This window comes from Cellulosimicrobium sp. SH8 (genome assembly GCF_025818875.1).
Lineage (GTDB): Bacteria > Actinomycetota > Actinomycetes > Actinomycetales > Cellulomonadaceae > Cellulosimicrobium > Cellulosimicrobium cellulans_D.
Genome location: NZ_JAMXMH010000003.1, coordinates 115,097 through 139,196, shown reverse-complemented (window position 1 = coordinate 139,196; position 24,100 = coordinate 115,097). Strand labels below are relative to the sequence as shown.

Here is a 24,100-nt window from a genome sequence, read left to right as displayed (position 1 = left end):
CGATGGCCGGATCCCAGCGCGTCTACAAGCAGCGGATCAAGTCGACGCAGTCGCTCAAGAAGATGTTCCGCGCGCAGGAGCTCATCGCCGCGTCGCGCATCGGCAAGGCGCGCGACCGCACCGCGGCCGCGGCGCCGTACGCCCGGGCGATCACCCGGGCCGTGTCGGCCGTCGCGACGCACACGTCGACGAAGCACCCGCTGACGAGCGAGCGCACGGACACGAACCGCGTGGCGGTGCTCGTCGTGGCCTCCGACCGCGGCATGGCCGGTGCCTACTCGGCGTCGATCATCCGCGAGACGGAGCGCCTCGTCGAGCGTCTCGTGGCCGAGGGCAAGGAGGTCGCGCTCTACGGTGCCGGCCGTCGTGCCATCACGTACTACACGTTCCGCGGGCGCGAGCTCGCCGGCTCGTGGTCGTACGGGTCGGACGCGCCGAACTCCGAGGTCGCGGGCGAGATCGCGGACGCCCTGCTCGGGGCGTTCCTCGCGCCGGCGGCCGAGGGCGGCGTGAGCGAGCTGCACATCGTCTACACGCAGTTCGTCAACATGGTCACGCAGCGCCCGCGCGTCGTGCGGATGCTCCCGCTCGAGGTCGTCGAGGGCGTCGCACCGGCGGGCAAGCACGACGTGCTCCCGCTGTACGACTTCGAGCCCTCGCCCGAGGCCGTGCTCGACGAGCTGCTCCCGCGCTACGTGCGCAGCCGGATCTTCAGCTGCCTCCTCGAGGCGGCGGCGTCCGAGCTCGCGGCACGTCAGCGGGCGATGCACACGGCGACGGACAACGCGGAGGACCTCATCCGCAACTACACGCGGCTGGCGAACCAGGCGCGTCAGGCGGACATCACCCAGGAGATCAGCGAGATCGTCTCGGGTGCCGACGCCCTGGCGGCGTCATGACGGGCCGCACGGCCCGCGCGGCCAGCACCATCACCGACATCCTGACCGACACCGCCGGGGACCACTCCGGCACTGCGAAGCGAGGCCAGCAATGACCGCCACCACCGTGGAAGCACAGGTCGAGCACTCCAGCGGTCCCGGCGTGGGCCGAGTCGCTCGTGTGATCGGCCCCGTCGTGGACATCGAGTTCCCGGCGGACGCGATCCCCGACATCTACAACGCGCTGACCGTCGAGATCGACCTCTCGTCGCAGGGCGAGGGCGAGAAGTCGTTCACGCTCACGCTCGAGGTCGCCCAGCACCTGGGTGACTCGCTCGTCCGCGCCATCGCCCTCAAGCCGACGGACGGCCTCGTCCGCGGTGCCCAGGTCACCGACACCGGCGCGCCGATCAGCGTGCCCGTCGGCGACGTCACCAAGGGCAAGGTCTTCAACGTCACGGGCGACGTGCTCAACGGGACTCCCGGCGAGACCGTCGAGATCACCGAGCGCTGGCCGATCCACCGCAAGCCCCCGGCGTTCGACCAGCTCGAGTCGAAGACCACGATGTTCGAGACGGGCATCAAGGTCATCGACCTCCTCACCCCGTACGTCCAGGGTGGGAAGATCGGCCTCTTCGGTGGTGCGGGCGTCGGCAAGACGGTCCTCATCCAGGAGATGATCCAGCGTGTCGCGCAGGACCACGGCGGTGTGTCCGTGTTCGCCGGCGTCGGCGAGCGCACGCGTGAGGGCAACGACCTCATCGTCGAGATGGAGGAGGCCGGCGTCTTCGACAAGACGGCGCTCGTCTTCGGCCAGATGGACGAGCCCCCGGGCACGCGTCTTCGCGTCGCGCTCTCCGCGCTGACGATGGCGGAGTACTTCCGCGACGTGAAGAAGCAGGACGTCCTCCTGTTCATCGACAACATCTTCCGCTTCACGCAGGCGGGCTCCGAGGTGTCGACGCTGCTCGGCCGCATGCCGTCCGCGGTGGGCTACCAGCCGAACCTCGCGGACGAGATGGGTCTGCTCCAGGAGCGCATCACCTCGACGCGTGGTCACTCGATCACGTCGCTCCAGGCGATCTACGTGCCCGCGGACGACTACACCGACCCGGCGCCGGCGACGACGTTCGCGCACCTCGACGCGACGACGGAGCTCTCCCGTGAGATCGCCTCGCGCGGTCTGTACCCCGCGGTGGACCCGCTCGCGTCGACGAGCCGCATCCTCGACCCGCGCTACGTGGGCCAGGAGCACTACGACGTCGCGACGCGCGTGAAGTCGATCCTGCAGCGCAACAAGGAGCTCCAGGACATCATCGCGATCCTCGGTGTCGACGAGCTCTCGGAGGAGGACAAGACGGTCGTCGCGCGTGCGCGTCGTATCCAGCAGTTCCTCTCCCAGAACACCTACATGGCCGAGAAGTTCACCGGTGTCGTGGGCTCGACCGTCCCGCTGAGCGAGACCATCGAGGCGTTCAAGAAGATCGCGGACGGCGAGTTCGACCACATCGCCGAGCAGGCGTTCTTCAACATCGGCGGCCTCGAGGACCTCGAGCGCAACTGGGCGCGCATCCAGCAGGAGTACGGCGCCTGATCCGACGCACACGCGGGGCCGGGCCGCTCGGCCCGGCCCCGCGGGCGTCGCACCCGGACCCGGTCCGCGTCATGCGGGCCGGGCGTCGTCCCGGACACCACGCCGGGCTTGAACCGCCCATGAAGGAGTTCCCGTGGCACAGCTGAACGTCGACCTCGTGGCGGCGGACCGCAAGATCTGGTCAGGCCGCGCGCAGCGGGTCACGGCCCCTGCGGCAGACGGTGAGATCGGCATCCTCGCGGACCACTCGCCCCTGCTCTCCGTGCTGCGCGAGGGCTCGGTGCGCATCGTCGCCGAGGGCGAGACCCTCGACGTGCACGTCAGCGGAGGGTTCCTCTCCGTCGACTCCAACCAGGTCACGATCGTCGCGGACTCGGTCGAGTCCGTACCGGCCCGCTGACCCTCGCACGACCATGACGCCCCTGGCCTGGCTCGCGATCGGACTGCTCGTCCTCGTCCTTCTCGCGATCGGGCTGGGGGCGTGGCGTCTGCGCGCCCTGTCGCACCGCGTCGGCTCGTTCGAGTGCGGCGCGCGGCGCGCGGGCGCGGCCGGCGCGCCCTGGGTCGCGGGCATCGCGCACTACGGCGTCGGCCGCATCGACTGGTGGCGGCTGTGGTCGGTGTCGATCCGCCCCGCCCGGACGTGGTCGCGCTACGACCTCGTCATCGCGGGCCGCGAGCCGTTCGTCGGCGACGGCCCCGACACCTACCTCGTCCGGTGCCGCTACCACGGCCAGGACTTCGAGCTCACGATGTCGCGCGCCGCGTACGAGGGGCTCGCCTCGTGGCTGGAGGCCGCGCCCCCCGGCCGGCGCGACGTCGTCGTCTGAGGCGTCGCCCGGGGGCTGACGCCACGTCCCGGACCGCCCACCACCGACCCGGAGGACCTGCCCCGTGCGTCTCGTCGTCGCCCGCTGCTCCGCCCGCTACACCGGCCGTCTCTCGGCGCACCTGCCGCTCGCGACGCGCGTGCTCATCGTCAAGGCCGACGGGAGCGTGCTGCTGCACTCCGACGGCGGCTCGTACAAGCCCCTCAACTGGATGAGCCCGCCGTGCTCGCTCGCGGTCCGCGAGCCGTCCGAGGAGGCGCGCGAGCGCGGCGTGACCGAGGTCTGGGCGGTACAGCACGCGAAGAGCGACGACCGCCTCGAGATCGAGCTCCACGAGGTCCACCACGACAGCTCTCACGAGCTCGGCATCGACCCGGGGCTGGTCAAGGACGGCGTCGAGGCGCACCTGCAGGAGATGCTCGCCGCGCAGATCGAGCTGCTCGGGTCCGGCCACACGCTCGTCCGCCGGGAGTACCCGACCGCGATCGGTCCGGTGGACATCCTCGCCAAGGACGCGAGCGGCGCGACGGTCGCCGTCGAGATCAAGCGCCGGGGCGACATCGACGGGGTCGAGCAGCTCACGCGCTACCTCGAGCTGCTCAACCGGGACCCGCTCCTGGCACCCGTGCGCGGCGTGTTCGCCGCGCAGGAGATCAAGCCCCAGGCGCGCGTGCTCGCGACGGACCGGGGGATCGGCTGCCTCGTGCTCGACTACGACGCGATGCGCGGCGTCGACGACGTGGACTCCCGCCTCTTCTGACGCGCGGCCTTCTCGCGCGAGAGCCGCCGACCCGCACGACCAGGCGGTCGTGGCCTGTCCCGCAGCGGGGACGGGCCACGACCGCCTGGTCGTGGAGTCAGGGCCGTGGGCTCGGCCGACCGATCAGCACGTGGTCGCCGGGAACGGGGCCGCGTGCTCGGTGACCGTCCCCGCGGCGTCGGTCACCCGGACGGTCGCCGTGCCCGCCGCGAGCGACGCGGCGCGGGCGGAGAACGACTGGTAGGCGTTGGTGCCCGGGGCGACGCCCGTGGCCGTGCGCGAACCGAACGGCGTCACGAGCTCGACGTCCACCGGGTCGCCCGCCCCGGCGCCGCCCGTGCCGACGTACGCCGCCCGGACCGCGACGTACGCCGTGCCGGCGAGGCAGCGCGGGACGGCGGCGACGTCGACCTGCGGCGCGGGTGTCCCGACGGACCGGGAGCGTACCTCGAACGACGCGATGCTCACGGTGCCGCGGTCGGCCCGGAAGCCGATCGTCGGCAGGAGCCCGGCGAGCACGTCCGGGTCGGACGTGTCGAGCGCGCCGCCGGTCGTCGTGCCGCCGTACCACGTCCATTCGCCGTCCTCCTCGGCGAACACGTCGACGCGCGCGCCGTTCACCTGGAGCGCGATCCGGTCGCCGGGGCCGTAGCCCCGGATGCCGAAGTACGGCGACGACCCGTCCGCGCCCCCGACGTAGTCGAGGCCGGACGCGACGTTCGTGTGGTTGAACCACGCGAGCGCGTAGGTGCGGTCCGCTGCCGCGAGGCCGAGGAACAGCGAGTCCTCCTGCGTCCCCGCGCCGGAGAACGCGCCGATCTCCGCGACGACCACGGACGACGACGTCGCGCGGGCCGTGCGGTGCCCGTACAGCCCCCAGTAGCGCGCGTCGCCGGTCGCGGCGAGCGTCCCGTCCCCGGCCGCGAGGGCGGGCAGCGCCTCGCCGGAGGGCCGCAGCGTCGTCCAGTCCGCGGTCGTGTCGGTGTCGAAGTCGTCGTGCAGCACGACGTCGTCGTACCAGGAGGGGTCGAACGCGAGCCGGGCGGTCGTGGTCGCGCGTGCCTCCTCGGGGGTGCTCGACCCGGCCCAGCGCGCGACGGCGCCGATCCGCGCCTCGCTGCCGGGGACGGCGTCGGGCCCGGGCGTGACGTCCCACGAGCGGGTCGCGCGGTCCCACGCCCCGAGGTCGAGCGGGCCCGCCTCGCCCACGGCGACGGCGGTCCAGCCGGCCGGGAGCTCGGGCGCGACCTCCACGCCCGTCACGGCGTCCGCGCGCGCCGACACGGTCACGTCCACGCGGGAGGAACGCCCGACGGCGGGCTCCGCGGCCTCGACGCGCGCGGAGACGGCCCGTGACACGGGGCTCCACGACTCGAGCTCGGTCACGCCGACCGACTTGCCGGGCGCGGCGTCGAACGTGATGCGGTAGCTCGTCGTCTCGAGCGGCGGGAACGTGATGCGGTTGAGGCCGTTGCCGACGGGCTGCTCGGGCACGCGCGTCTGGTCGGGGACGACCTGCCAGGCCGCGCCGTCCCAGTACTCGAGCTCGTAGCCGGCGGCGGGCTGGACGGCGTCGGCGTCCTGGTAGCCGTGGAAGCGGACGTCGCCGATCGTCGTCGGCTCGGCGAACTCGACGCCGACCCAGTCGCGCGCGTTGGGCGAGGAGTAGTTCGACCAGCGCGTGTTCTGCGGCAACTCGTCGTACCAGACCTTGCCGTCGAGGACCCGCCACGCGTCGTCGTACCGCCACGTGTACGACGCGACGGGGCGCGGGTAGGCGTTCCGGAGCGGGTTCGCCGACGTGTTGACCGCGTGGGGGAGGCGCTGCGGGTCGCCGCTCGGCACCGGCACCTCGACCGGGTCGGCACCCTCGGCGACCGCGTCGGCGTCGGCCTGCAGCACCTGCTCGCCGTCGACGTAGACGCGCAGGCCCGCGCCGGCCCCGTAGCGCGAGCCGTCACGGTCGAACAGGACCGTGACGTTGCGCCCGTGGTATGGCACGTTCTCCGCGGCGAACCAGTCCCAGTCGGCGGGCACGAGCGGGTCGAGCACGAGCGAGTCGTCGGACTGCGGCTGGAGGCCGAGGAGGTCCTGGAGCACGAGGTCCACGTAGCTGGAGTGCAGGTAGTCCTCGGAGTGGTTGTTCCCGTCGTAGATCCAGCGGTCCTCGTCGGGGTGGTGCGCCTCGGCGACGTACGGCTCGCCGTCGCGGAACTGCGTGCGCACGTAGGTGTCGAACAGGTCGAGGTAGTCCGCGCGCGTGAGGTCGCCCGCGGCGTCGTCACGCAGCGCGGTCGCGACGCCGTCGAGCGTGAGCGACGTCGAGAACGGCCACGACGGCCCGTCCCACTTGCAGCAGCCCTGGTCGGACGAGCGCCAGAAGTCGGGGGAGCGGCGCTCGGTCACCGTCGGGCCGTACGGCGCCGCGAACCCCTGCGGGTCGAGGAGCTGGTCGAGGGCGACCGCCTGCTCCGGCGAGGCGAGGCCGAACTTCCACGGCACGAACCCGACGTCGAGCCGGTCGCGCAGCCGCTCGTGGTCCGGGTTCTCCCAGTCCACGACGTCGTAGAAGAAGTCGCGCTCGTCGTCCCAGAGGTAGGCGTCCACGGCCTCGCGCAGCGCCGCGGCGCGGTCGCGGTACTCCGTCGCGGTCTCCTCGTCGCCGTTGAGCGTCGCGACCTCGGCGAGCGCGAGCATGTCGCCGTAGAGGTAGGCGTTGATCGACGGCCGGAACGTGTGGCGACCCGCGTAGTCGCGGTCGGTCGCGTACGACGCGGGCGAGCTCTCCTTGGCGTCGTACTCGGGCGTCTGCCAGTAGAGCCCGAGGTCGGCGTCGAACTGGTTCCCCCAGTCCTCGACGAAGGTCTCCAGCTCGGGCTGGAGCGCGCGCAGGCGGTCGAGGTTCCCGGTGACCTTCGCGCGCTCGACGATCGCGGACACGGCCCAGAACGAGTACTGGTGCGCCCAGTCGGCCGCCTCGGGGTTCTGCGCGGGCTCGATCTGGCCTGGGCCGGTGAGCCAGTAGTCCTCGTAGTCGTCGAGGTAGCGCTGGTCGCGCAGCCAGCGGCCCTCGGCGAGCTGGTGGCCCGCCGCGGCGTTGATGGCCTGGTACGGCGCGGCGTAGCCGCAGCAGTCGAGGAACTCCGTGAGCACCCAGCCCGTGCCGGGCTCGGTGTAGCGCAGGTGCTCCTTGAGCACGCGCCAGCGGTAGTAGTAGACCGCCTCGGCGTCCGCGTCGGGGAGGTCGACGACCGGGACGTTGGCCGCGTACCAGTCGGGGTCGGCGTAGCCGTCGAGCTTCTCGCGGACGTCGACGAAGGACGTCCCGGGCCCGACCTCGGGCCGGTCGAGCGGCGTCGTCGGGTCGTCGGTCGCTGCCGCCGGGGAGGTGGCCGGCGCGGCCGCGGGGGTCGGCGGCGTCGCCGCGACCGCCGGGGCCGCGAGGGCGAGGGCCAGGAGGCCGGAGGCGAGCGCCAGGGCGCCCGTCGAGCGTGGTCGTCGCATGCGTGTCCTTCGTCGTCGAAGAGCGGGTCCCCCGTGGTCCAGGGCACGGGAACGTGACTGCGCTGTCGGCCACAGATTCCCACAAGAGCGAACAGAAAACAACAGGCGCCGGAGGTGGGCTCCCTCGTGCCGACCGGATGCTCGCCGTGGTAGTTTTTGAACATGTTCAAAAACAGCGGCGTCGCATGAGCACGACACCGAAGTCCGAGCGCACGCGCGCCCACCTGCGCGACGTCGCGGTCCGGATGCTGCGCGACGTCGGGTACGAGCGCACGACCATGCGCGCCGTCGCCGCCGAGGCGGGCGTGAGCACCGGGAACGCCTACTACCACTTCCCGTCCAAGGACGCGCTCGTCCAGGAGCTCTACCTCGAGGTGCAGCGCGAGCACGCCGAGCGCGCCGCACCCGTGCTCGCCGCGGGCGGCTCGCTCGCCGACCGGCTGCGCGGCGTCTGGGGGGCGTCGGTCGACGCGTTCGCTCCCTTCCACGCGTTCGGCGGCGAGTTCGTGTCCGTCGCGATCCGCCCGGGCTCGGACGCGAGCCCGTTCTCCGCCGCGTCCACGGGCTCGCGTGACCTCTCCCGCGCTCTCTTCGAGGAGGTCGTCGCCGGGACGTCGACCCGCGTCCCCGAGCGGCTGCGCGCCCAGCTCCCCGAGCTGCTGTGGCTCGCGCAGCTCGGCATCACGCTCTACTGGGTGCACGACACCTCGCCCGGGTTCGCGCGCACCCGCCGGCTCGTCGACGGCGGAGCCTCGCTCGTCGCCAGCCTCGTCCGGCTCGCGCGGCTGCCCGTCGCGCGCGGCGTGGTCGACGACGCCCTGCGCCTCGTCCGCGCGGTCCACCCCGGCGTGCCCGGGGCGTCGGTCCCGGAGGACGTCGCCCGCGAGCGCGCGGGCGGGCCGGAGGCGGGCGCGTGAGCCCCGCCGGCGCGGCCCTCGTCTCGGGGCTGGTCGTCCTCGGCATGGTCGTGGTCCTGCCGCTCGGCCTCCGCCTCCTGGGGCCCGACGTCGTCCCCGCCCCGCGCAGCGCGGCGTGGCCCCTCGCGGGGGTCGCCGGGTCGGCGAGCCTCGTCCTGCCGCACGGCACCGCGTCCGTCCTCCTCGCGCTCGTCTTCGCGGCGGCGACCGTCGTGCTCGCCGGCGCCGGCGCGCGTCTGGCGGTCCGCACGGTGCGCGACCTGCGCGACGGGCGGGTCGCCGCGGCAGGTCTCGCCTCGCGCGCGGCGACCGCGACCGCGCTGGTCATGCCGGCGGTCGGCGCGAGCGCGCTGGTCGCCGAGCGTGCCGGGTGGGGGCTCCTCGGGTTCTCCGGGACGTATCTCGCGCTCACGGTCCCGCACATGCTCTACGCCGGGTTCGGCGCGGCACTCGTCGCGGGCACGGTCGCGCGCCTCGCGGTCGCCGACCGGCTCGCCGTCGTCGGCGCGTGGGGCGTACCGGTCGGGACGGTGCTCGTCCTCGTCGGCTACTTCGTCGGCGACGTGGCCGAGCTCGTCGGCGCCGGGGTGCTCACGCTCGCCCTGTGGGCGACCGCGGCCGCGGCGGTCCGCTCGCTCGCGCGGCCCACCGGTCCGGCCCGCCTGGTCGGCGGCGCCGGCCCGGACGATGCGCACCCGGCTGAGGGTGCGCACCCCGCGGGTTCCGTGGGCACGGGGAGTGCCGCGGGCGCCCGCGCCCTGCTCGGTACGGGTGCGGTCGTCGTCGGGCTGTCGATGCTGCTCGCGCTCTGGTGGGCCGCGGGCGAGGCGCTCGGGTTCGCGCACCCGAGCCTCGACGTCATGGCGGCGACGCACGGCGTCGCGAACGCGCTCGGCTTCGTGCTGTGCACGTTCCTCGGGCTGCGGGTCCTCGCGGCCCGGCCGACCGCCTCGGGTGAGGCGGGGGACGCGGAGCCGGACGGCGCGGGACGAGAGACGAGACGCGGGCCCGCACGGGCCCCGGAGGGGAGTGCGGCATGACGTTCACGTACCCGGAGGTCGGCGCGACCCGCACCGACACCTGGCCCGCGGGGTACCGGCACCTGCACGTGCGCCGGCGGCTCACCGACCGGCCGCGCACGCCCGACGACCTCGCGTGGCTCGGCGAGCAGCTCCTCACGTGGCGCGTCCACGCCGAGGCGCGCGTGCGGCTCGAGACCGAGGCTCCGGTCGCCGAGCCCGGTGCGCGCGTGACCACGCTGCTCGGCGTCGGGCGGCTGCGGCTGCACGAGCCGTGCGAGATCGTGTGGGTCGAGCGGTCCGGACACCGGGTCGCGTTCGGGTACGGCACCCTGCCCGGGCACGCGTTCGTGGGCGAGGAGCGCTTCGCCATCGAGCGCGACGACGCGGGCGACCTGTGGTGGAGCATCGACGTGTTCAGCCGCCCGGTGCTGTGGTGGGTGCGTCCGCTCGCGTTCGCGGTGCCGACGTTCCAGCGGCTCTTCGCCCTGCACCTCGGCCGCGGCGCGAAGCGGCTCCTCGCCGCGCGCGACCACTGACGTCTCGCCTCCCGACCCCCGCGCGTCCACGGCCGCACGAGTTTGCACGCCAGGTGTACGAAGTGCGCCAGAATGGGCCCATGACCGACGCCCGCAGCCCTCGTCCCGACCAGCAGCCCGGCACCGCGCGAGTCCTCGTGGGTCGCGTCGTCACCCCGACGGGAGTGCTCGACGACGGCGTCGTGGCCCTGCAGGACGGGCTCGTCGCGTGGGTCGGGACCCGCGCGCAGGCCGCGGACGCCGGCTACGACGCCAACCTGCCTGCGGGCGACGGCGCGACGCTGCTCCCGGGCCTCGTCGACGTCCACGACCACGGCGGCGGCGGGTCGAGCTTCCCGGACGCGACGAGCGTCGACGAGGCGCGAGTCGCCGCGCGCGAGCACCTGCACCACGGCACGACGAGCCTCGTCGCGTCGCTCGTCACCGCGCCGCGCGACGTCCTGCTCGAGCGCACCGCGAACCTCGCGGACCTCGCCGACGCGGGCGAGATCGTCGGCATCCACCTCGAGGGCCCGTTCCTCTCCGAGGTGCGGTGCGGCGCGCAGAACCCGCACGACATGCTCGAGGGCGACCCGGAGCTCGTGCGCGCGATCGCGGGCGCGGCGCGCGGGTACCTGCGGACCATGACGGTCGCGCCCGAGGTGCCGGGCGTCGTCGGCGCCGGGGGAGTGATCGAGACGCTCGTCGAGGTCGGGGCGCTCCCGTCGATCGGGCACACCGACGCGAGCACCGAGCAGACCGAGGCGGCGATCGCGGCCGGCGTCGCGGCGCTCGCGGCCGCCGGTCGGCCCGGCGCGCGGCTCACCGCGACCCACCTGTTCAACGGCATGCGCCCTCTGCACCACCGTGAGCCCGGCCCCATCGCGGCGTGCCTCGCGGCGGCCGCGCGCGGCGAGCTGGTCGTCGAGCTCGTGGCCGACGGCACGCACCTCGCGCACGGCACGATCCGTAGCGTCGTCGAGCTCGTGGGGTCGCACGTCGGTGCCGACGGCGCCGTCGCCGGGCCGGATGCCGTCGCGCTCGTCACCGACGCGATGGCCGCGGCGGGCATGGCCGACGGCGCCTACGAGCTCGGGCCGATGCGCGTGACCGTCGCGCACGGCGTCGCGCGGCTCACCGAGGGCGGGTCCATCGCAGGCGGCACGTACCACCTGCTCGACGTCGTGCGCGAGACGGTCGAGGCCGGCGTGCCGCTGGTCGACGCGGTCCGCGCCGCCTCCTGGACCCCGGCGGGCGTGCTCGGCCTCGACGACCGCGGGGGCCTCGTCGCGGGCCGCCGCGCCGACGTCGTCGTCACGGACGCCGACCTGCGCGTCCGCGAGGTCCTGAGCGCCGGCGCCCCGGTCGACCTCGCACCCTGACCCGCCAGCGCCGACACCCGTCGCGCCGCACCGCACCCGCCGAACCCGGGGTCGCTCCTCACCCAGCCCGTCCCGTGAGGAGCGACCCCGGGTTCGGCGCTTCGGGGAGCGGGCGGAGCCCCGGCGTCGTCGCAGGTCGCGCCGTGCACCCCGAACCGGAGAGCGCGTTCTTGCTCCGCGGGCTTGACTCTCGTCATTTGTTCATCCAATACTCGTAACAGCGAAGCGCTTCGACGATGCGTTTCGACGAAGCGCTTCGACGGCCGAGGCGACGGACCGGACCACAGGGGAGTGGTGACGATGGCGACGATGCAGGACGTGGCGCGACGCGCGCAGGTCTCGCTGAGCACGGTGTCCTACGCGCTGTCCGGGACCCGTCCCGTCTCCGACGAGACGCGTCGCCGGATCGAGGACGCCATGGCCGAGCTCGGCTACCAGCCCAACGCCATGGCCCGCGGGCTCGCCTCGCGCCGCAGCCACGTGCTCGCACTGATCTACCCCGCGATGGAGAAGGGCCTCGGTGGCACGGTCGCCGAGTTCGTCTCGTCCGCGGCGGAGACGGCGCGCGAGAACGGGTACCACCTCGTGCTGTGGCCCTTCCGCACGACCCAGGCCCCGGAGATCCGCGACCTCGTGCGCCAGGGGATGGCGGACGGCGTCCTGCTCATGGAGGTCGCGCTCGACGACGACCGCGTCGACGTGCTCGACGAGGCCGGGGTGCCGTACACGATGATCGGCCGCACGCGCGACGTGACGGACCGGCCGTCCGTGGACATCGACTTCGAGCGCACGACGGACGACGCGGTCCAGCACCTCGTCGACCTGAGGCACCGGCACGTGGCGCTCGTCAACCACTCGCAGGCGACGGCGGACGACGGCTACGCGCCGACGTTCCGCGCCGAGGAGGGCTTCGAGGCGGCGATGCGTCGCCGCGGGCTCGAGCCGGTCGCGCTGCGCGTCGACGAGTCCCCGCGCGCGGGCCGCGACGCCGTCGCGACGCTCCTGGATCGCGAGCCCCGTCTGACGGCCTTCGTCACCATGAACGAGATCGCGACGTTCGGCGTCGTCGCCGAGCTTCAGCAGCGCGGCGTCGCGATCCCCGCGGACATGTCGATCCTGTCGATCGTCACGTCGCCCGGCGTCGGGGAGATGAGCAACCCGCCGCTGACCACGATGCACGCTCCCGGGGCCGAGCTCGGCCGCCTGGGTGTGCAGAAGCTGCTGTCCCTCGTGGACGGCTCCCGTCCGAGCACGCCGAACGTGCTCATCCCGTGCGTCCTCGAACCCGGCAGCAGCGTCGCCCCCGCGGCCGGCCGGTCCCCGGACGACGACGACCGCGAGCCCGAGGCTCGCTGACCCGACCGGCCGGGCCAGGCCCCGGTCACCCTCCGGCTCCAGCGCCGGAACTCGATGAGGAGGACACGCACATGCTGCGATCCCGGAAGATCTCGCTCGTCGCTGCCGTGGTAGCGCTCCCACTCGCCCTCGCGGCGTGCGGGAGCTCCGGCGGCAGCGGCGGGTCCGACGACCAGACCCTGACGATCTGGCACTACGAGAACGAGGACTCCGCCATGGGCCAGGCATGGGCCAAGGCGATCGAGATCTTCGAGGAGGAGAACCCCGACGTCGACGTCGTGGTCGAGAAGCAGACGTTCGAGCAGATCCAGAAGAACGCCAAGATCGTGCTCACCGGCGACGACGTGCCCGACGTCATGGAGTACAACAAGGGCAACGCGACCGCCGGCCAGCTCGCGGCGCAGGGCCTGCTGACGCCGCTCACCGACGCGGCGACCGAGCGCGGCTGGGACGAGAAGCTCAGCGGCTCGCTCCAGACGACCGCGACCTACGACGACCAGGGCCTCATGGGCTCGGGCGAGTGGTACGGCGTCCCGAACTACGGCGAGTTCGTGCAGGTCTACTACAACAAGGACATGTTCGCCCAGTACGGGCTCGAGGTGCCGACGACGCTCGACGAGCTCGAGACGGTCATGCAGGCGTTCAAGGACCAGGGCGTGACCCCGCTCGCCGAGGCCGGCGCCGAGTACCCGATGGGCCAGCTCTGGTACGAGCTCGTGCTCGCGAGCTCCGAGCGCGACTTCGTCGACCAGTACCAGCTCTTCGACGGCGACCCGGACTTCCACGGCCCGGAGATGACGCAGGCGACCGAGAAGCTCGACTCCTGGATCAAGGACGGCTACGTCGCGTCCGACTCCGCGGCCCTCACGGCCGAGGACATGGGCGTCTCCTTCATCAACGGCACCTACCCGATGATGGTCTCCGGCTCGTGGTGGTTCGGCCGCATCGTCGAGGAGATGGACGCCGACTGGGGCCAGTTCAACTTCCCCGGCAACACGCTCCAGGTCGGCTCGTCCGGCAACCTCTGGGTCGTCCCCGCGAACGCCGACTCGCCCGACCTCGCCGAGGAGTTCATCGACATCACGCTGCGCCCCGAGGTGCAGAACATCCTCGCGGAGAAGGGCGGCCTGCCCGTCGCCGGTGACGCGTCCGTCATCACGGACGAGCGCACGCAGCAGCTCACCGAGAACTTCCAGGCGATCCTCGACGACGACGGCCTGGCGTTCTACCCCGACTGGCCCGTGCCCGGCTACTACGACGTGATCGTCAGCGAGCTCCAGTCGCTCATCAACCAGTCGAAGTCGCCGACCGAGGTGCTCGACGGCCTCGAGTCCGCCTACGTGGACGGCAAGGCGGACCTGCTCGACAGCTGAGCGGACGCACGCGCCCGGCCGGTCGGGGCGGATCCCAGGATCGCCCCGGCCGGCCCGGCCCCCCACCCGAGGACCTCCCGCGAAAGAGACCGTCATGACCACCCGCACCGACACCGTGCCCGACGCCGGGCCCGGCCCCGCGCGCGAGGCGTCGCGCGCGACCGCGGCGCCCCGCCGCCGTCGCCGGCCCGCCTGGCTCCCGTACCTGCCCTACCTCCTGCCCGGCGCGGTGGCGTTCGTCGTCGTGATCGGCTACCCGTTCGTGATGAACGTCTACTACAGCCTGTTCAAGTGGCGCGGCGGCATGGCGCCGATGCGCTGGTACGGGCTGGGCAACTACGCCGACCTCATGCACGACTCGGCGTTCTGGACCTCGTTCCAGAACTCGATCGCGATGATCCTCGCGATGGTCGTCGCGCCGACCCTCATCGGCCTCGTCCTCGCGGCCGTCCTGTTCGACTACCTCGGCCGGCGCTTCGGCCCGCGCGTCGCGGCGTTCCTGCGCGCCACGTACTACCTGCCGCAGATCCTCCCGGTCGCCGTCGCCGGCGTGCTGTGGAACTGGATCCTCAACTCCCAGACCGGTGCGCTCAACGTGATCCTGCGCGGGATCGGCATCGAGAACCCGCCCAACTGGCTCGGCGACACGACGACCGCGCTGCCGAGCGTCATGCTCGTGCTCATCTGGGTGCAGATCGGCTACCCCGTCGTCATCTTCATGTCCGCGCTCCAGCGCGTGGACCCCGAGCTGTACGAGGCGGCCGAGCTCGACGGCGCGGGCTGGTGGCGCCGCTTCGGGGCGATCACGATCCCGCAGATCCGCCCGGAGACGTTCGTCGTGACGCTCACGTGCACGGTCGCCGCGCTCAAGGTGTTCGGCCCCATCTACGTGCTCACGCGCGGCGGGCCCGAGAGCTCGACGCTCGTCCCGAGCTACTACTCGTACCTCAACTTCTTCGACAAGTCGAAGGTCGGTTACGGCGCCGCGGTGGCGACCGTGCTCACCCTCGTCATCATCGTCGTCGCCGTCGTGATCCTCGCGCTGCAGAGCCGCGCCGAGCGTCGTGAGCAGGAGGGCCGCTGATGTCCACCGTCACCACCACCCCGACCGCGGGCGCCACGCCCGCGGGGTCCACGACGTCGTCCGGCCGACGCGGCCCCGTGCGCGCCACGCGCCAGGACGAGCGCTACCGCCGCGGCGTCGGCCGCTGGTTCGTGCTCGCCGCGGCGATCCTCGTCGCGCTGCTCATGCTGTCGCCGTTCGTCATCATGGTGCTCAACGCGTTCAAGTCGCCGGCGGAGTACTCGCAGGACGGCCCGCTGAGCATCCCGAAGGAGCTCTACCTCGAGGGCGTGCAGAACTTCTGGACGCGGACGAACTTCCCGCAGAAGCTCTGGAACTCCGTCTTCATCTCGGCGCTCGTCGCCGTGTTCGGGACGCTCCTGTCGCTGCTCAGCGCCTACGCGATCGGCGTCGGCCGCATCAAGGGCCGCCTGTGGATCGTCACGCTCTTCCTCGTGGCCAACATGCTGCCGCAGGAGGCGCTCATCTACCCCCTGTTCGACATGGCGCAGAAGGTCGGCCTGTCGAACTCGCAGTGGTCGATCATCATCATCTTCACCGTCATCCAGGCGGCGTTCGGCACGTACCTGCTCGCGTCCGTGCTCGGCACGTTCCCGCCCGCGCTGCTCGAGGCCGCCCAGCTCGACGGCGCCGGCCGCTGGCGCATCCTGTGGCAGGTCGTCTACCCGATCGTCAAGCCCACGCTCGGCGTCCTCATGATCTTCTTCTTCATCTGGACGTGGAACGAGTTCTTCATCCCGCTGGTCATGCTGACGACCAACGACACCCAGACGATCCCCATCGCCCTCGCGTCGCTCCAGGGCGACCGGATGATGGACGCCCCGACGACGAACGCGGGCGCGCTCGTCTCGCTGATCCCCGCGCTGATCTTCTTCCTCATCTTCCAGCGCACGCTCACCCGGGGCGTCACGGCCGGCGCCGTGAAGTGACGCCCTCCGCGTGACGCCGTGCCGCACCGTGCCCGCCCCCCCGGGCGAGGCCCCGGAGCGGCCACCGAGACTCCTGAACGCACCGACGAAGGAAGCACCACCCATGAAGTTCACCGACGGGTACTGGCAGGTCCGGCCCGGCATGCACCCGCTCTACGCGGTCGAGGTCGACGACGTCCGCGCGGACGAGGCGGCCGGCACGCTCACCGTGTACGCGCCGACGGCGACGATCCGCGGTCGTGGCGACACGCTCAACCGCCCGATGCTCACGACGACGTACTCCTCGCCCGCGCCCGGCGTGATCCGCGTGCGCGTCGAGCACCACCAGGGCGCGGTCCGCCGCGGCCCGGCGTTCCAGGTGGCCGACGAGCCCGGGTTCCGGCCCGAGGTCGAGGTGCACGACGACGTCGCGGTCCTGCGCTCCAAGGACCTCGCCGTGCGCGTGCACCGGGGCGACCGCTGGCGCGTCGACTTCGAGGCGGACGGCGAGGTGCTGACGTCCTCGCTGCCCAAGTCCGTCGGGCACGTGACCTCCGACGACGGCCGCGCCTGGACGCACGAGCAGCTCGCGCTCGAGCCGGGCGAGCTCGTCTACGGCCTGGGGGAGCGGTTCGGTCCGTTCGTCAAGAACGGCCAGGTCGTCGACATCTGGAACGAGGACGGCGGCACGTCGAGCGAGCAGGCCTACAAGTCCGTGCCGCTCTACCTCACGACCAAGGGCTACGGCGTGTTCGTCGAGCACCCGGAGAAGGTCTCGTTCGAGGTCGCGTCCGAGGTGAACACGCGCGTCCAGTTCTCCGTCGAGGGCCAGGCGCTGGAGTACCTGGTCATCCAGGGCCCGACCCCCAAGGACGTGCTGCGCCGGTACACCGCGCTCACCGGCCGCCCCGCGCGCGTCCCGGCGTGGTCGTTCGGGCTGTGGCTCACCACGTCGTTCACGACGAGCTACGACGAGCAGACGGTGAACGGGTTCATCGACGGCATGGCCGAGCGCGACCTGCCGCTGTCGGTGTTCCACTTCGACTGCTTCTGGATGCGTGAGTACCAGTGGGTCGACTTCGAGTGGGACCCGCGCACGTTCCCCGACCCCGAGGGCATGCTGCGCCGCTTGCACGACCGCGGGCTCAAGGTGTGCGTGTGGATCAACCCGTACGTCGCGCAGCGCTCGCCCCTCTTCGCGGAGGCCGCGGAGCAGGGCTTCCTCGTGAAGCGCGAGGACGGGTCCGTGTGGCAGTGGGACCTGTGGCAGGCGGGCATGGGCCTGGTGGACTTCACCAACCCCGACGCGACCGCGTGGTACGTGGGCAAGCTCGAGGGCCTGCTCGACCAGGGCGTCGACTGCTTCAAGACCGACTTCGGCGAGCGGATCCCCGTCGACGGCATCGCGTGGCACGACGGGTCCGACCCGCGCAAGATGCACAACTACTACGCCCAGCTCTACAACGAGGCCGTCTTCCGGCTGCTCGAGCGCAAGCGCGGCGAGGGCGAGGCGGTCTTGTTCGCGCGGTCCGCGACGGCGGGCGGCCAGCAGTTCCCCGTGCACTGGGGCGGCGACTGCGACTCGACGTACGCGTCGATGGCCGAGTCGCTGCGCGGCGGCCTGTCGATGTCGATGTCGGGCTTCGGCTACTGGAGCCACGACATGGGCGGCTTCGAGGGCACGCCCGACCCGGGCGTGTTCAAGCGCTGGACGGCGTTCGGCCTGCTGTCGTCGCACTCGCGCCTGCACGGCTCGGGGTCGGTCCGAGTCCCGTGGGCGTTCGACGACGAGGCCGTCGACGTGACCCGCAAGTTCACGCACCTCAAGCTCTCGCTCATGCCGTACCTCGGGCGGGTGGCCGAGGAGGCGCACACCGACGGCGTGCCGATGATGCGACCGCTCGTGCTCGAGCTCCCGCACGACCGCGCCGGGTACACCGCGGACACGCAGTACCTGCTGGGCGATGCGCTCCTCGTCGCGCCGGTGTTCCGCGCGGACGGCCGCGTCGAGTACTACGTGCCGGAGGGCACGTGGACGCGTCTCGTCCAGCCCGACGGCGGCCCCGCGCTGAGCGAGACCGTCACCGGTCCGCGCTGGGTCACCGAGACCCACGGGTTCGACTCGCTCCCGGTGCTCGTGCGCCCGGGCACGGTCCTCCCGGTGGGTGCCCGCACCGACCGGCCGGACTACGACTGGGCCGACGGCGTCACGCTGCACGCGTTCGAGCTGCCCGACGGGCACGACGAGCTCGTGGTCGTCCCGCCGGCGGACGGCGCTCCGGGGGCGACGTTCCGCGTGCGCCGGTCGGGCGCGACGCTCACCGTCTCGTCCGACGACGCCGTCGCGGCCTGGTCCGTGCGGGCCGGCTCCGCGACGGCCGAGGCGCACGGCGCGACGAGCGTGACGATCGACCTCGGCTGAGGACGTATCCTGGGCGAGCATGTCATGGAAGCGCTCCCATGACATGCTCGCCCCTGTACCTCCGGCCCGTGCCCCGCTCGCACCCACCGAGACGCACGAGCACCCACCGACCACCCGTCGCGGACCGCGTCGTCCGACGACCGACCAGCGAGGACCCTCGTGACCACCGACACCACCGCCCCCGTCGACGCCCAGGCCGCGCCCGCGGCGTCGGGCCGCCGGACGTTCCCGACCGACTTCCTCTGGGGCTCCGCCACCGCCGCCTACCAGATCGAGGGCGCCGCCGCCGAGGACGGCCGCACGCCGTCCATCTGGGACACGTACTCCCACACCCCGGGCCGCACCCTCAACGGGGACACGGGCGACGTCGCCGACGACCACTACCACCGGTGGCAGGAGGACGTGCAGCACATCGCCGACCTCGGCCTCGGCGCGTACCGGTTCTCCATCTCGTGGTCTCGCGTCCAGCCCGGCGGCACCGGCCCGCTCAACCCCGAGGGCGTCGCGTTCTACTCGCGCCTCGTCGACGCGCTGCTCGAGAAGGGCGTCAAGCCCGTCGTCACGCTCTACCACTGGGACCTCCCGCAGGAGCTCGAGGACGCCGGCGGCTGGGCGAACCGCGACACCGCGTACGCCTTCGCCGAGTACGCCCGCCACATGGCGCGCGAGCTCGGCGACCGCATCGACACGTGGACGACGCTCAACGAGCCCTGGTGCTCCGCCTACCTCGGCTACGGCTCCGGCGTGCACGCGCCCGGCCGCACCGAGCCGGCCGCGGCGCTCGCGGCCGTGCACCACCTCAACCTCGCGCACGGCCTCGCCGTCCAGGCGATCCGCGACGAGCTCGGCGAGGACGCGAGGACGTCCGTCACGCTCAACCTGCACGTCATCCGGCCCGACGACCCGTCGTCGGCCGCCGACCTCGACGCGGTGCGGAAGATCGACGCGCTCGCCAACCGCGCGTTCCTCGCGCCCATGCTCGACGGCGAGTACCCCGCCGACCTGCTCGCCGACACCGCGCACGTGAGCGACTGGTCGTTCGTGCAGGCGGGCGACCTCGAGACGGTGCGGCAGCCCCTGTCGATCCTCGGCGTCAACTACTACTCGACCGTGCGCGTACGCCACTTCTCCGGCGAGGGCGAGCGGTCGGAGAACGACGGCCACGGCGCGTCGAAGCACAGCCCGTGGATCGGGGTCGAGGACGTCGAGTTCGTCCAGCAGCCCGGCCCGTACACCGCCATGGGCTGGAACATCGAGCCCGCCGGCATGACCGAGCTGCTCGTGTCCGTCGCGAAGACCTACCCGGACCAGCCGATGATGGTCACCGAGAACGGCGCCGCGTTCGACGACGAGGTCACCGTTGATGCCGACGGCACCCCCCGCGTGCACGACGACCGCCGCGTGGCCTACCTGCACGACCACGTCGACGCCGTGGGGGCGGCGATCGACGCGGGCGCCGACGTGCGCGGCTACTTCGCGTGGTCCCTGCTCGACAACTTCGAGTGGGGCTACGGGTACGAGCGACGCTTCGGCATCATCCGCGTCGACTACGACACGCTCGAGCGCACGTGGAAGGACTCCGCGCACTGGTACCGCCGGCTCGCGACGTCGAACACGCTCCCCACGGTCGACGAGACCGTCTGACACACCGCTCCACCCGCGAGGGCCCGTCCGGTCGCACCGGGCGGGCCCTCGCCGTGCACCGTGTCGGGCGCGGGCGGCCTCCCGTCTCGCCCGGACGGGGTGAGGCGCGACCCGGGTGAACTTCCCTAGCCTCGCAGCCATGAGCGATGTCGAGGTCAAGGCCAGGACGGGCGGGGTGCTCGCCGCCGCGTGCCTGTCGACGCTGGTCGTCAACGCGAACACGTCGGCGGTCAGCATCCTGCTCCCCGCGATCAGCGAGGACACGGGCACGAGCGTGACGACCCTCCAGTGGGCGGTCACCGGCTACTCGCTCGTCGGGGCCGCGGTGATCGTCACCTCGGGAGCCCTGGGCGACGTGTTCGGCCGCAAGCGGGTGTTCCAGCTCGGGCTCCTGCTCTTCGTGGCGTCGTGCGTGCTCATCGCGCTGGCGCCGTCGGGCGGCATGGTCATCGCCGGGCGGTTCGTGCAGGGCGCCGCCGGGGCGACCATCGTGGCGTGCGGGCTGAGCCTGCTCTCCGTCGCCAACAGCGGCGACGCCCAGCTCCGGGCGGTCTCGTTGTGGGGTGCGGCGTCCGCCGTCGGCGCCGCGGCGGGGCCGCTGCTCGGCGGGGTGCTCGTCAACCTCACCGGGTGGCAGGGCCTCTTCTGGGTCGACGCCGTCGTCGCCGCGGCCTGCGTCGTCCTGACGTACGTCGTCGTGACGGAGTCCCGCGACCCCGACCGCTCGCGCTCGATCGACTTCGCGGGCACCGTGCTCGTCGCGCTCACCCTCGCGCCCCTCATCCTCGCGCTGAGCAAGGGCAGCGACTGGGGCTGGGGCTCGCTCGCGACCCTCGGCAGCCTCGCGGTCGCCGTCGTGGCAGGCTGGCTGTTCGTCGTCGTCGAACGCCGGGTCGCGGTCCCGCTCCTCGACCTCGCCCTCCTGCGGAACCGCGTGCTCGTCGGCGCGACCGCGGCCATCCTCATCGGCTCCGGCACGATCAACGGGCTCATGTACCTCCTCAGCATCTACTTCCAGGACCCCGCCACGCTGGGGCTCAGCCCGCTCGAGGCGGGGCTCGCGACGCTCCCCGCGACAGCCGGGCTCGTGATCGTCGCCCCGCTCGTGCCACGGTTCGCCGCGAAGATCGGCGGTCGGCAGGTCGTGGGGCTCGGGTTCCTCCTCACCGCGGTCGGGTTCGGCGTCATCGGCGTCGTCCAGGCCGACTGGCGGTACGGCGCCTTCGTCCTCCCCCTGATCGCCATCGCCGTCGGCATGGGCCTGTCCAACGGCCCCGCGTCCTCGGCGTCCACGGCGTGCGTCTCCGCGAACGAGGTCGGTGCGGCCTCGGGCGTCTCCAACATGGCGCGCTACGTCGGCGCCGCCGTCGCGACGGCGGTCGTGGCCTCGATCTACGCCGCCGTGGTCGCGGACCGCACCGCCGACGGCGCCACGACGGCCGACGCGCTCGCCGCCGGCCTCGGCACGGCCTCGTGGGTGATGGCCGGGACCAGCGCGCTCGGAGTCGTCATGGCGGTCGTCATGGGGCGGCGCTACCGGGCCGAGCGCGGCACGGTGCACGACGCCGCCTCGGCCGCAGCGGCGGTGGCGCACACCCTGCCGACGTCGGCCACACCCGTCGCCGCGCGGGCGACGGACTGACCGCAGCCCTCGACTCGCCCGCGGACCGGGTCGGTCCGTGTCAGCCCTTGACCGTGTCGTCGAGCTTCAGGCCGTCCACGAGGTCCTGGAACCCGGCGAGCTCGTCCGGGCAGTAGATCTGGATGACGAGGAGCTGTCCCTGGACGACGCGGTTGTCCGCGACGACGGGCCGCATGCCCGGACCTGCGGCCCCGTTGACGAGCTGGCCCAGGAGGGTCGCCCGGCTCAGCGCGCTGCCGGGGTCCTCGCACGTGGCTCCGCCGTCGTCGCCGAGGACCCGTACGACCTGGTCGACCTGCGGTGTCGGCGCGCCCGCGGCGGCGAGCGCGGTGAGGAGCTGCTCCGCCTTCTGCTCGGCCTCCGTCGTCGTCTGCCGCTCGCCGCGGACGAGCAGCGCGACGACGACGAGCGCGACGACCACGACGGCCGCGACGACGTAGATGGTCCGGCGCTCGCGGCGCGGCTGCCGCTCCGTGACCTCGCTCATGGTGCGCTCGCCTCCTTCTCCTGCGTCGTCGCGTCCGGGAGCCTCCACGACGGCTTGCGCAACCGGTAGAACAGGTACGGCACCAGGAGGCCCAGGCCGAGGGCCCCGCCGGCGACGATGACGAGGTACGAGCCGGGGCTGCCCGACCCGAACTGCGACGGCGGGATGAACCCGACCAGCAGCGCGGCGAGCGACGCGACGAAGCCGACCCCGCACAGCGCGCCGAGCAGAGGCGCGCGGTACCCGCGCGCGTGGTCGGGCTGCTGGCGGCGCAGGCGGACGGCGGCGACGAACATAAGGAGGTACATGATCAGGTACACCTGCGTGGTGATCACCGAGAAGATCCAGTACGCGCTCGACACGCTCGGGATGAGCGCGTAGCCCAGCGCGATCACCGTGGTGACGACGCCCTGCGTGACGAGGATGTTCTGCTGGACGCCGTTCTTGTTGAGCTTCTGGAGGAACGGCGGGAGGTAGCCCTCCTGGCGCGAGATGAGCAGGAGCCCCTTGGACGGGCCCGCCAGCCACGTGAGCATGCCGGCGACGGACGCCGTGACGAGCATGATCCCGATGATCGGGGTGAGCCACTGCGAGCCGAAGTAGGCGAACACGGCGTCGAAGGCCTGCATGATGCCGGCGGTCAGCGAGAGCTGCTCGGCCGGGACGACCCAGCTGATCGCGAGCGCGGGCAGGATGAAGATCAGCAGGACCATGCCCATGGCGAGGAAGATCGAGCGCGGGAACTCGCGCGCGGGGTTGCGCAGCGAGCCGACGTGCACGGCGTTCATCTCCATGCCGGAGTACGACAGGAAGTTGTTGACGATGAGCACGAGGCTCGACAGCCCGGCCCACGCGGGGAGCAGGTGCTCCGCGTCCATCGGTGCGGCGGACGCGTTGCCCTGCCCGAGGAACACGACGCCGAGCGTCACGAGGATCACGCCCGGGATGAGCGTGCCGATGATGAGCCCGCCGCTCGCGAGCCCCGCGACGCCCTTGGTGCCGCGCGAGGAGACCCACACGCCGGACCAGTAGACGACCACGATGACGATCGCCGTCCACACCCCGCTGCTCGCGAGGCTCGGGTTGATCACGTAGGCGAGGGTGCTCGCGACGAACCCGAGCAGGCTCGGGTAGTAGAAGATCGTCATCGCGAACTGGCACCACACGGCGAGGAAGCCCATCGGCTTCGAGATGCCCTCGGAGACCCACTTGTAGACGCCGCCGCTCCACCCCGAGGCCAGCTCTGCCGAGACCAGCGACGTCGGGAGCAGGAAGACGACGGCCGGCAGGAGGTAGAGGAAGACGCACGCCAGGCCGTAGACGGCCATCGTGGGCGCGGCGCGCAGGCTCGCGACGGAGCTCGTCGTCATCATCGCGAGGGCGATCCACGAGATGTAGCTGCTCGCCGGGACCGCGGCGCGGGCGCGCGCGGTCGTGGCCGGGACGGCCGGCCCCTCGGCGGCCGCGTCGGCCGCGCTCATCCTGCGCGCCCCGCGGCGCTGCGGGCTTGAGTTCCGTGCTCTGGGTGCATCTCGACCGCCTCCTCGGCGCAGTCGTGGACGTCCGACGAGCCGATCGTGCACCGCGCGCTTCGGCGGGCGGATCACCTGCTCCGGGTGACGTGCGAGCACGGCGAACGTGGCGAACGCGGCAAGCCGGGCGAACGGACGCGGAGTACGTCCGACAGGACGTCCGACATGGCGTACGACACGCCGGGGGCGCGACACGCCGACGACTTCACCGGCTTCCGTGTCTGTATTGTCCGCCTTTGCCGTGGGGCTC

At 72.6% G+C, this 24,100-nt stretch carries 19 protein-coding genes; 16 read left to right on the top strand and 3 right to left on the bottom strand.

Annotated elements, in window-relative coordinates; all coding sequences use genetic code 11:
• The first annotated feature begins 2 nt into the window (after positions 1-2).
• From NF338_RS05590 to nucS, 5 genes are all read left to right on the top strand, one after another.
• Complete coding sequence (locus NF338_RS05590; protein ID WP_264029884.1) at positions 3-899, top strand: F0F1 ATP synthase subunit gamma; 897 nt, start codon at positions 3-5, stop codon at positions 897-899.
• A 91-nt stretch (positions 900-990) separates the two neighbouring features.
• Positions 991-2,472 (top strand): F0F1 ATP synthase subunit beta, encoded by a 1,482-nt coding sequence (atpD, locus tag NF338_RS05585; protein WP_264029883.1) that lies wholly within the window; start codon positions 991-993, stop codon positions 2,470-2,472.
• A 133-nt stretch (positions 2,473-2,605) separates the two neighbouring features.
• Positions 2,606-2,872, top strand: a complete 267-nt coding sequence (locus NF338_RS05580) for a F0F1 ATP synthase subunit epsilon (protein WP_087469516.1) — start codon at positions 2,606-2,608, stop codon at positions 2,870-2,872.
• A gap of 13 nt (positions 2,873-2,885) precedes the next feature.
• The gene (locus NF338_RS05575) at positions 2,886-3,302 is read left to right on the top strand and encodes a DUF2550 domain-containing protein (RefSeq protein WP_047232904.1); all 417 of its coding nucleotides are present in this window, start codon (positions 2,886-2,888) and stop codon (positions 3,300-3,302) included.
• Between the two features lie 64 nt (positions 3,303-3,366).
• Positions 3,367-4,062, top strand: a complete 696-nt coding sequence (gene nucS, locus NF338_RS05570) for an endonuclease NucS (protein WP_264029882.1) — start codon at positions 3,367-3,369, stop codon at positions 4,060-4,062.
• A 123-nt stretch (positions 4,063-4,185) separates the two neighbouring features.
• Here the strand turns inward: nucS and NF338_RS05565 are convergent, their stop codons facing one another.
• The gene (locus NF338_RS05565) at positions 4,186-7,566 is read right to left on the bottom strand and encodes an MGH1-like glycoside hydrolase domain-containing protein (protein ID WP_264029881.1); all 3,381 of its coding nucleotides are present in this window, start codon (positions 7,564-7,566) and stop codon (positions 4,186-4,188) included.
• Between the two features lie 185 nt (positions 7,567-7,751).
• Between NF338_RS05565 and NF338_RS05560 the strand changes: the two genes are divergently transcribed.
• From NF338_RS05560 to NF338_RS05510, 11 genes are all read left to right on the top strand, one after another.
• Entirely contained in the window at positions 7,752-8,483 is a 732-nt protein-coding gene (locus NF338_RS05560) for a TetR/AcrR family transcriptional regulator (protein WP_264029880.1), read from the top strand.
• Complete coding sequence (locus NF338_RS05555) at positions 8,480-9,523, top strand: YndJ family protein (RefSeq protein ID WP_264029879.1); 1,044 nt, start codon at positions 8,480-8,482, stop codon at positions 9,521-9,523. Before NF338_RS05560 ends, NF338_RS05555 begins: the two co-directional genes overlap by 4 nt.
• A complete protein-coding gene (locus NF338_RS05550; RefSeq protein WP_264029878.1) occupies positions 9,520-10,041 on the top strand; it encodes a DUF1990 family protein in 522 nt (173 codons plus the stop codon). The genes NF338_RS05555 and NF338_RS05550 overlap by 4 nt, the downstream gene beginning before the upstream one ends.
• An 80-nt stretch (positions 10,042-10,121) precedes the next feature.
• Entirely contained in the window at positions 10,122-11,402 is a 1,281-nt protein-coding gene (locus NF338_RS05545; RefSeq protein WP_264029877.1) for an N-acetylglucosamine-6-phosphate deacetylase, read from the top strand.
• 300 nt (positions 11,403-11,702) lie between these two features.
• A complete protein-coding gene (locus NF338_RS05540) occupies positions 11,703-12,758 on the top strand; it encodes a LacI family DNA-binding transcriptional regulator (protein WP_264029876.1) in 1,056 nt (351 codons plus the stop codon).
• A 71-nt stretch (positions 12,759-12,829) separates the two neighbouring features.
• Positions 12,830-14,131 (top strand): ABC transporter substrate-binding protein, encoded by a 1,302-nt coding sequence (locus tag NF338_RS05535; RefSeq protein ID WP_264029875.1) that lies wholly within the window; start codon positions 12,830-12,832, stop codon positions 14,129-14,131.
• Positions 14,132-14,225: 94 nt separating this feature from the next.
• On the top strand, positions 14,226-15,215 hold the full coding sequence (locus NF338_RS05530; RefSeq protein WP_412846177.1) for a carbohydrate ABC transporter permease: 990 nt from the start codon (positions 14,226-14,228) through the stop codon (positions 15,213-15,215).
• Positions 15,215-16,144, top strand: coding sequence for a carbohydrate ABC transporter permease (locus NF338_RS05525; protein WP_264029874.1), 930 nt, complete (start codon positions 15,215-15,217; stop codon positions 16,142-16,144). The genes NF338_RS05530 and NF338_RS05525 overlap by 1 nt, the downstream gene beginning before the upstream one ends.
• 103 nt (positions 16,145-16,247) lie before the next feature.
• Positions 16,248-18,545: an alpha-xylosidase gene (gene yicI, locus NF338_RS05520; RefSeq protein WP_264029873.1), complete on the top strand. Its 2,298-nt coding sequence runs from the start codon at positions 16,248-16,250 to the stop codon at positions 18,543-18,545.
• Positions 18,546-18,704: 159 nt separating this feature from the next.
• A complete protein-coding gene (locus tag NF338_RS05515) occupies positions 18,705-20,189 on the top strand; it encodes a GH1 family beta-glucosidase (protein ID WP_264029872.1) in 1,485 nt (494 codons plus the stop codon).
• Positions 20,190-20,328: 139 nt separating this feature from the next.
• The gene (locus tag NF338_RS05510; RefSeq protein ID WP_264029871.1) at positions 20,329-21,831 is read left to right on the top strand and encodes an MFS transporter; all 1,503 of its coding nucleotides are present in this window, start codon (positions 20,329-20,331) and stop codon (positions 21,829-21,831) included.
• A 40-nt stretch (positions 21,832-21,871) separates the two neighbouring features.
• Here NF338_RS05510 and NF338_RS05505 read toward each other — a convergent pair whose 3' ends face one another.
• Both NF338_RS05505 and NF338_RS05500 read right to left on the bottom strand, forming a co-directional pair.
• Positions 21,872-22,318, bottom strand: coding sequence for a hypothetical protein (locus NF338_RS05505; protein WP_087469504.1), 447 nt, complete (start codon positions 22,316-22,318; stop codon positions 21,872-21,874).
• A complete protein-coding gene (locus NF338_RS05500; protein WP_264029870.1) occupies positions 22,315-23,799 on the bottom strand; it encodes an APC family permease in 1,485 nt (494 codons plus the stop codon). The genes NF338_RS05505 and NF338_RS05500 overlap by 4 nt, the downstream gene beginning before the upstream one ends.
• Positions 23,800-24,100 lie beyond the last annotated feature (301 nt).

Coding starts and splice junctions, on each gene's coding strand:
- NF338_RS05590 (WP_264029884.1), top strand. CDS start 3: ATGGCCGGATCCCAGCGCGTCTACAAGCAGCGGATCAAGTCGACGCAG.
- atpD (WP_264029883.1), top strand. CDS start 991: ATGACCGCCACCACCGTGGAAGCACAGGTCGAGCACTCCAGCGGTCCC.
- NF338_RS05575 (WP_047232904.1), top strand. CDS start 2,886: ATGACGCCCCTGGCCTGGCTCGCGATCGGACTGCTCGTCCTCGTCCTT.
- NF338_RS05565 (WP_264029881.1), bottom strand. CDS start 7,566: ATGCGACGACCACGCTCGACGGGCGCCCTGGCGCTCGCCTCCGGCCTC.
- NF338_RS05560 (WP_264029880.1), top strand. CDS start 7,752: ATGAGCACGACACCGAAGTCCGAGCGCACGCGCGCCCACCTGCGCGAC.
- NF338_RS05550 (WP_264029878.1), top strand. CDS start 9,520: ATGACGTTCACGTACCCGGAGGTCGGCGCGACCCGCACCGACACCTGG.
- NF338_RS05545 (WP_264029877.1), top strand. CDS start 10,122: ATGACCGACGCCCGCAGCCCTCGTCCCGACCAGCAGCCCGGCACCGCG.
- NF338_RS05540 (WP_264029876.1), top strand. CDS start 11,703: ATGGCGACGATGCAGGACGTGGCGCGACGCGCGCAGGTCTCGCTGAGC.
- NF338_RS05535 (WP_264029875.1), top strand. CDS start 12,830: ATGCTGCGATCCCGGAAGATCTCGCTCGTCGCTGCCGTGGTAGCGCTC.
- NF338_RS05530 (WP_412846177.1), top strand. CDS start 14,226: ATGACCACCCGCACCGACACCGTGCCCGACGCCGGGCCCGGCCCCGCG.
- NF338_RS05525 (WP_264029874.1), top strand. CDS start 15,215: ATGTCCACCGTCACCACCACCCCGACCGCGGGCGCCACGCCCGCGGGG.
- yicI (WP_264029873.1), top strand. CDS start 16,248: ATGAAGTTCACCGACGGGTACTGGCAGGTCCGGCCCGGCATGCACCCG.
- NF338_RS05510 (WP_264029871.1), top strand. CDS start 20,329: ATGAGCGATGTCGAGGTCAAGGCCAGGACGGGCGGGGTGCTCGCCGCC.
- NF338_RS05505 (WP_087469504.1), bottom strand. CDS start 22,318: ATGAGCGAGGTCACGGAGCGGCAGCCGCGCCGCGAGCGCCGGACCATC.
- NF338_RS05500 (WP_264029870.1), bottom strand. CDS start 23,799: ATGAGCGCGGCCGACGCGGCCGCCGAGGGGCCGGCCGTCCCGGCCACG.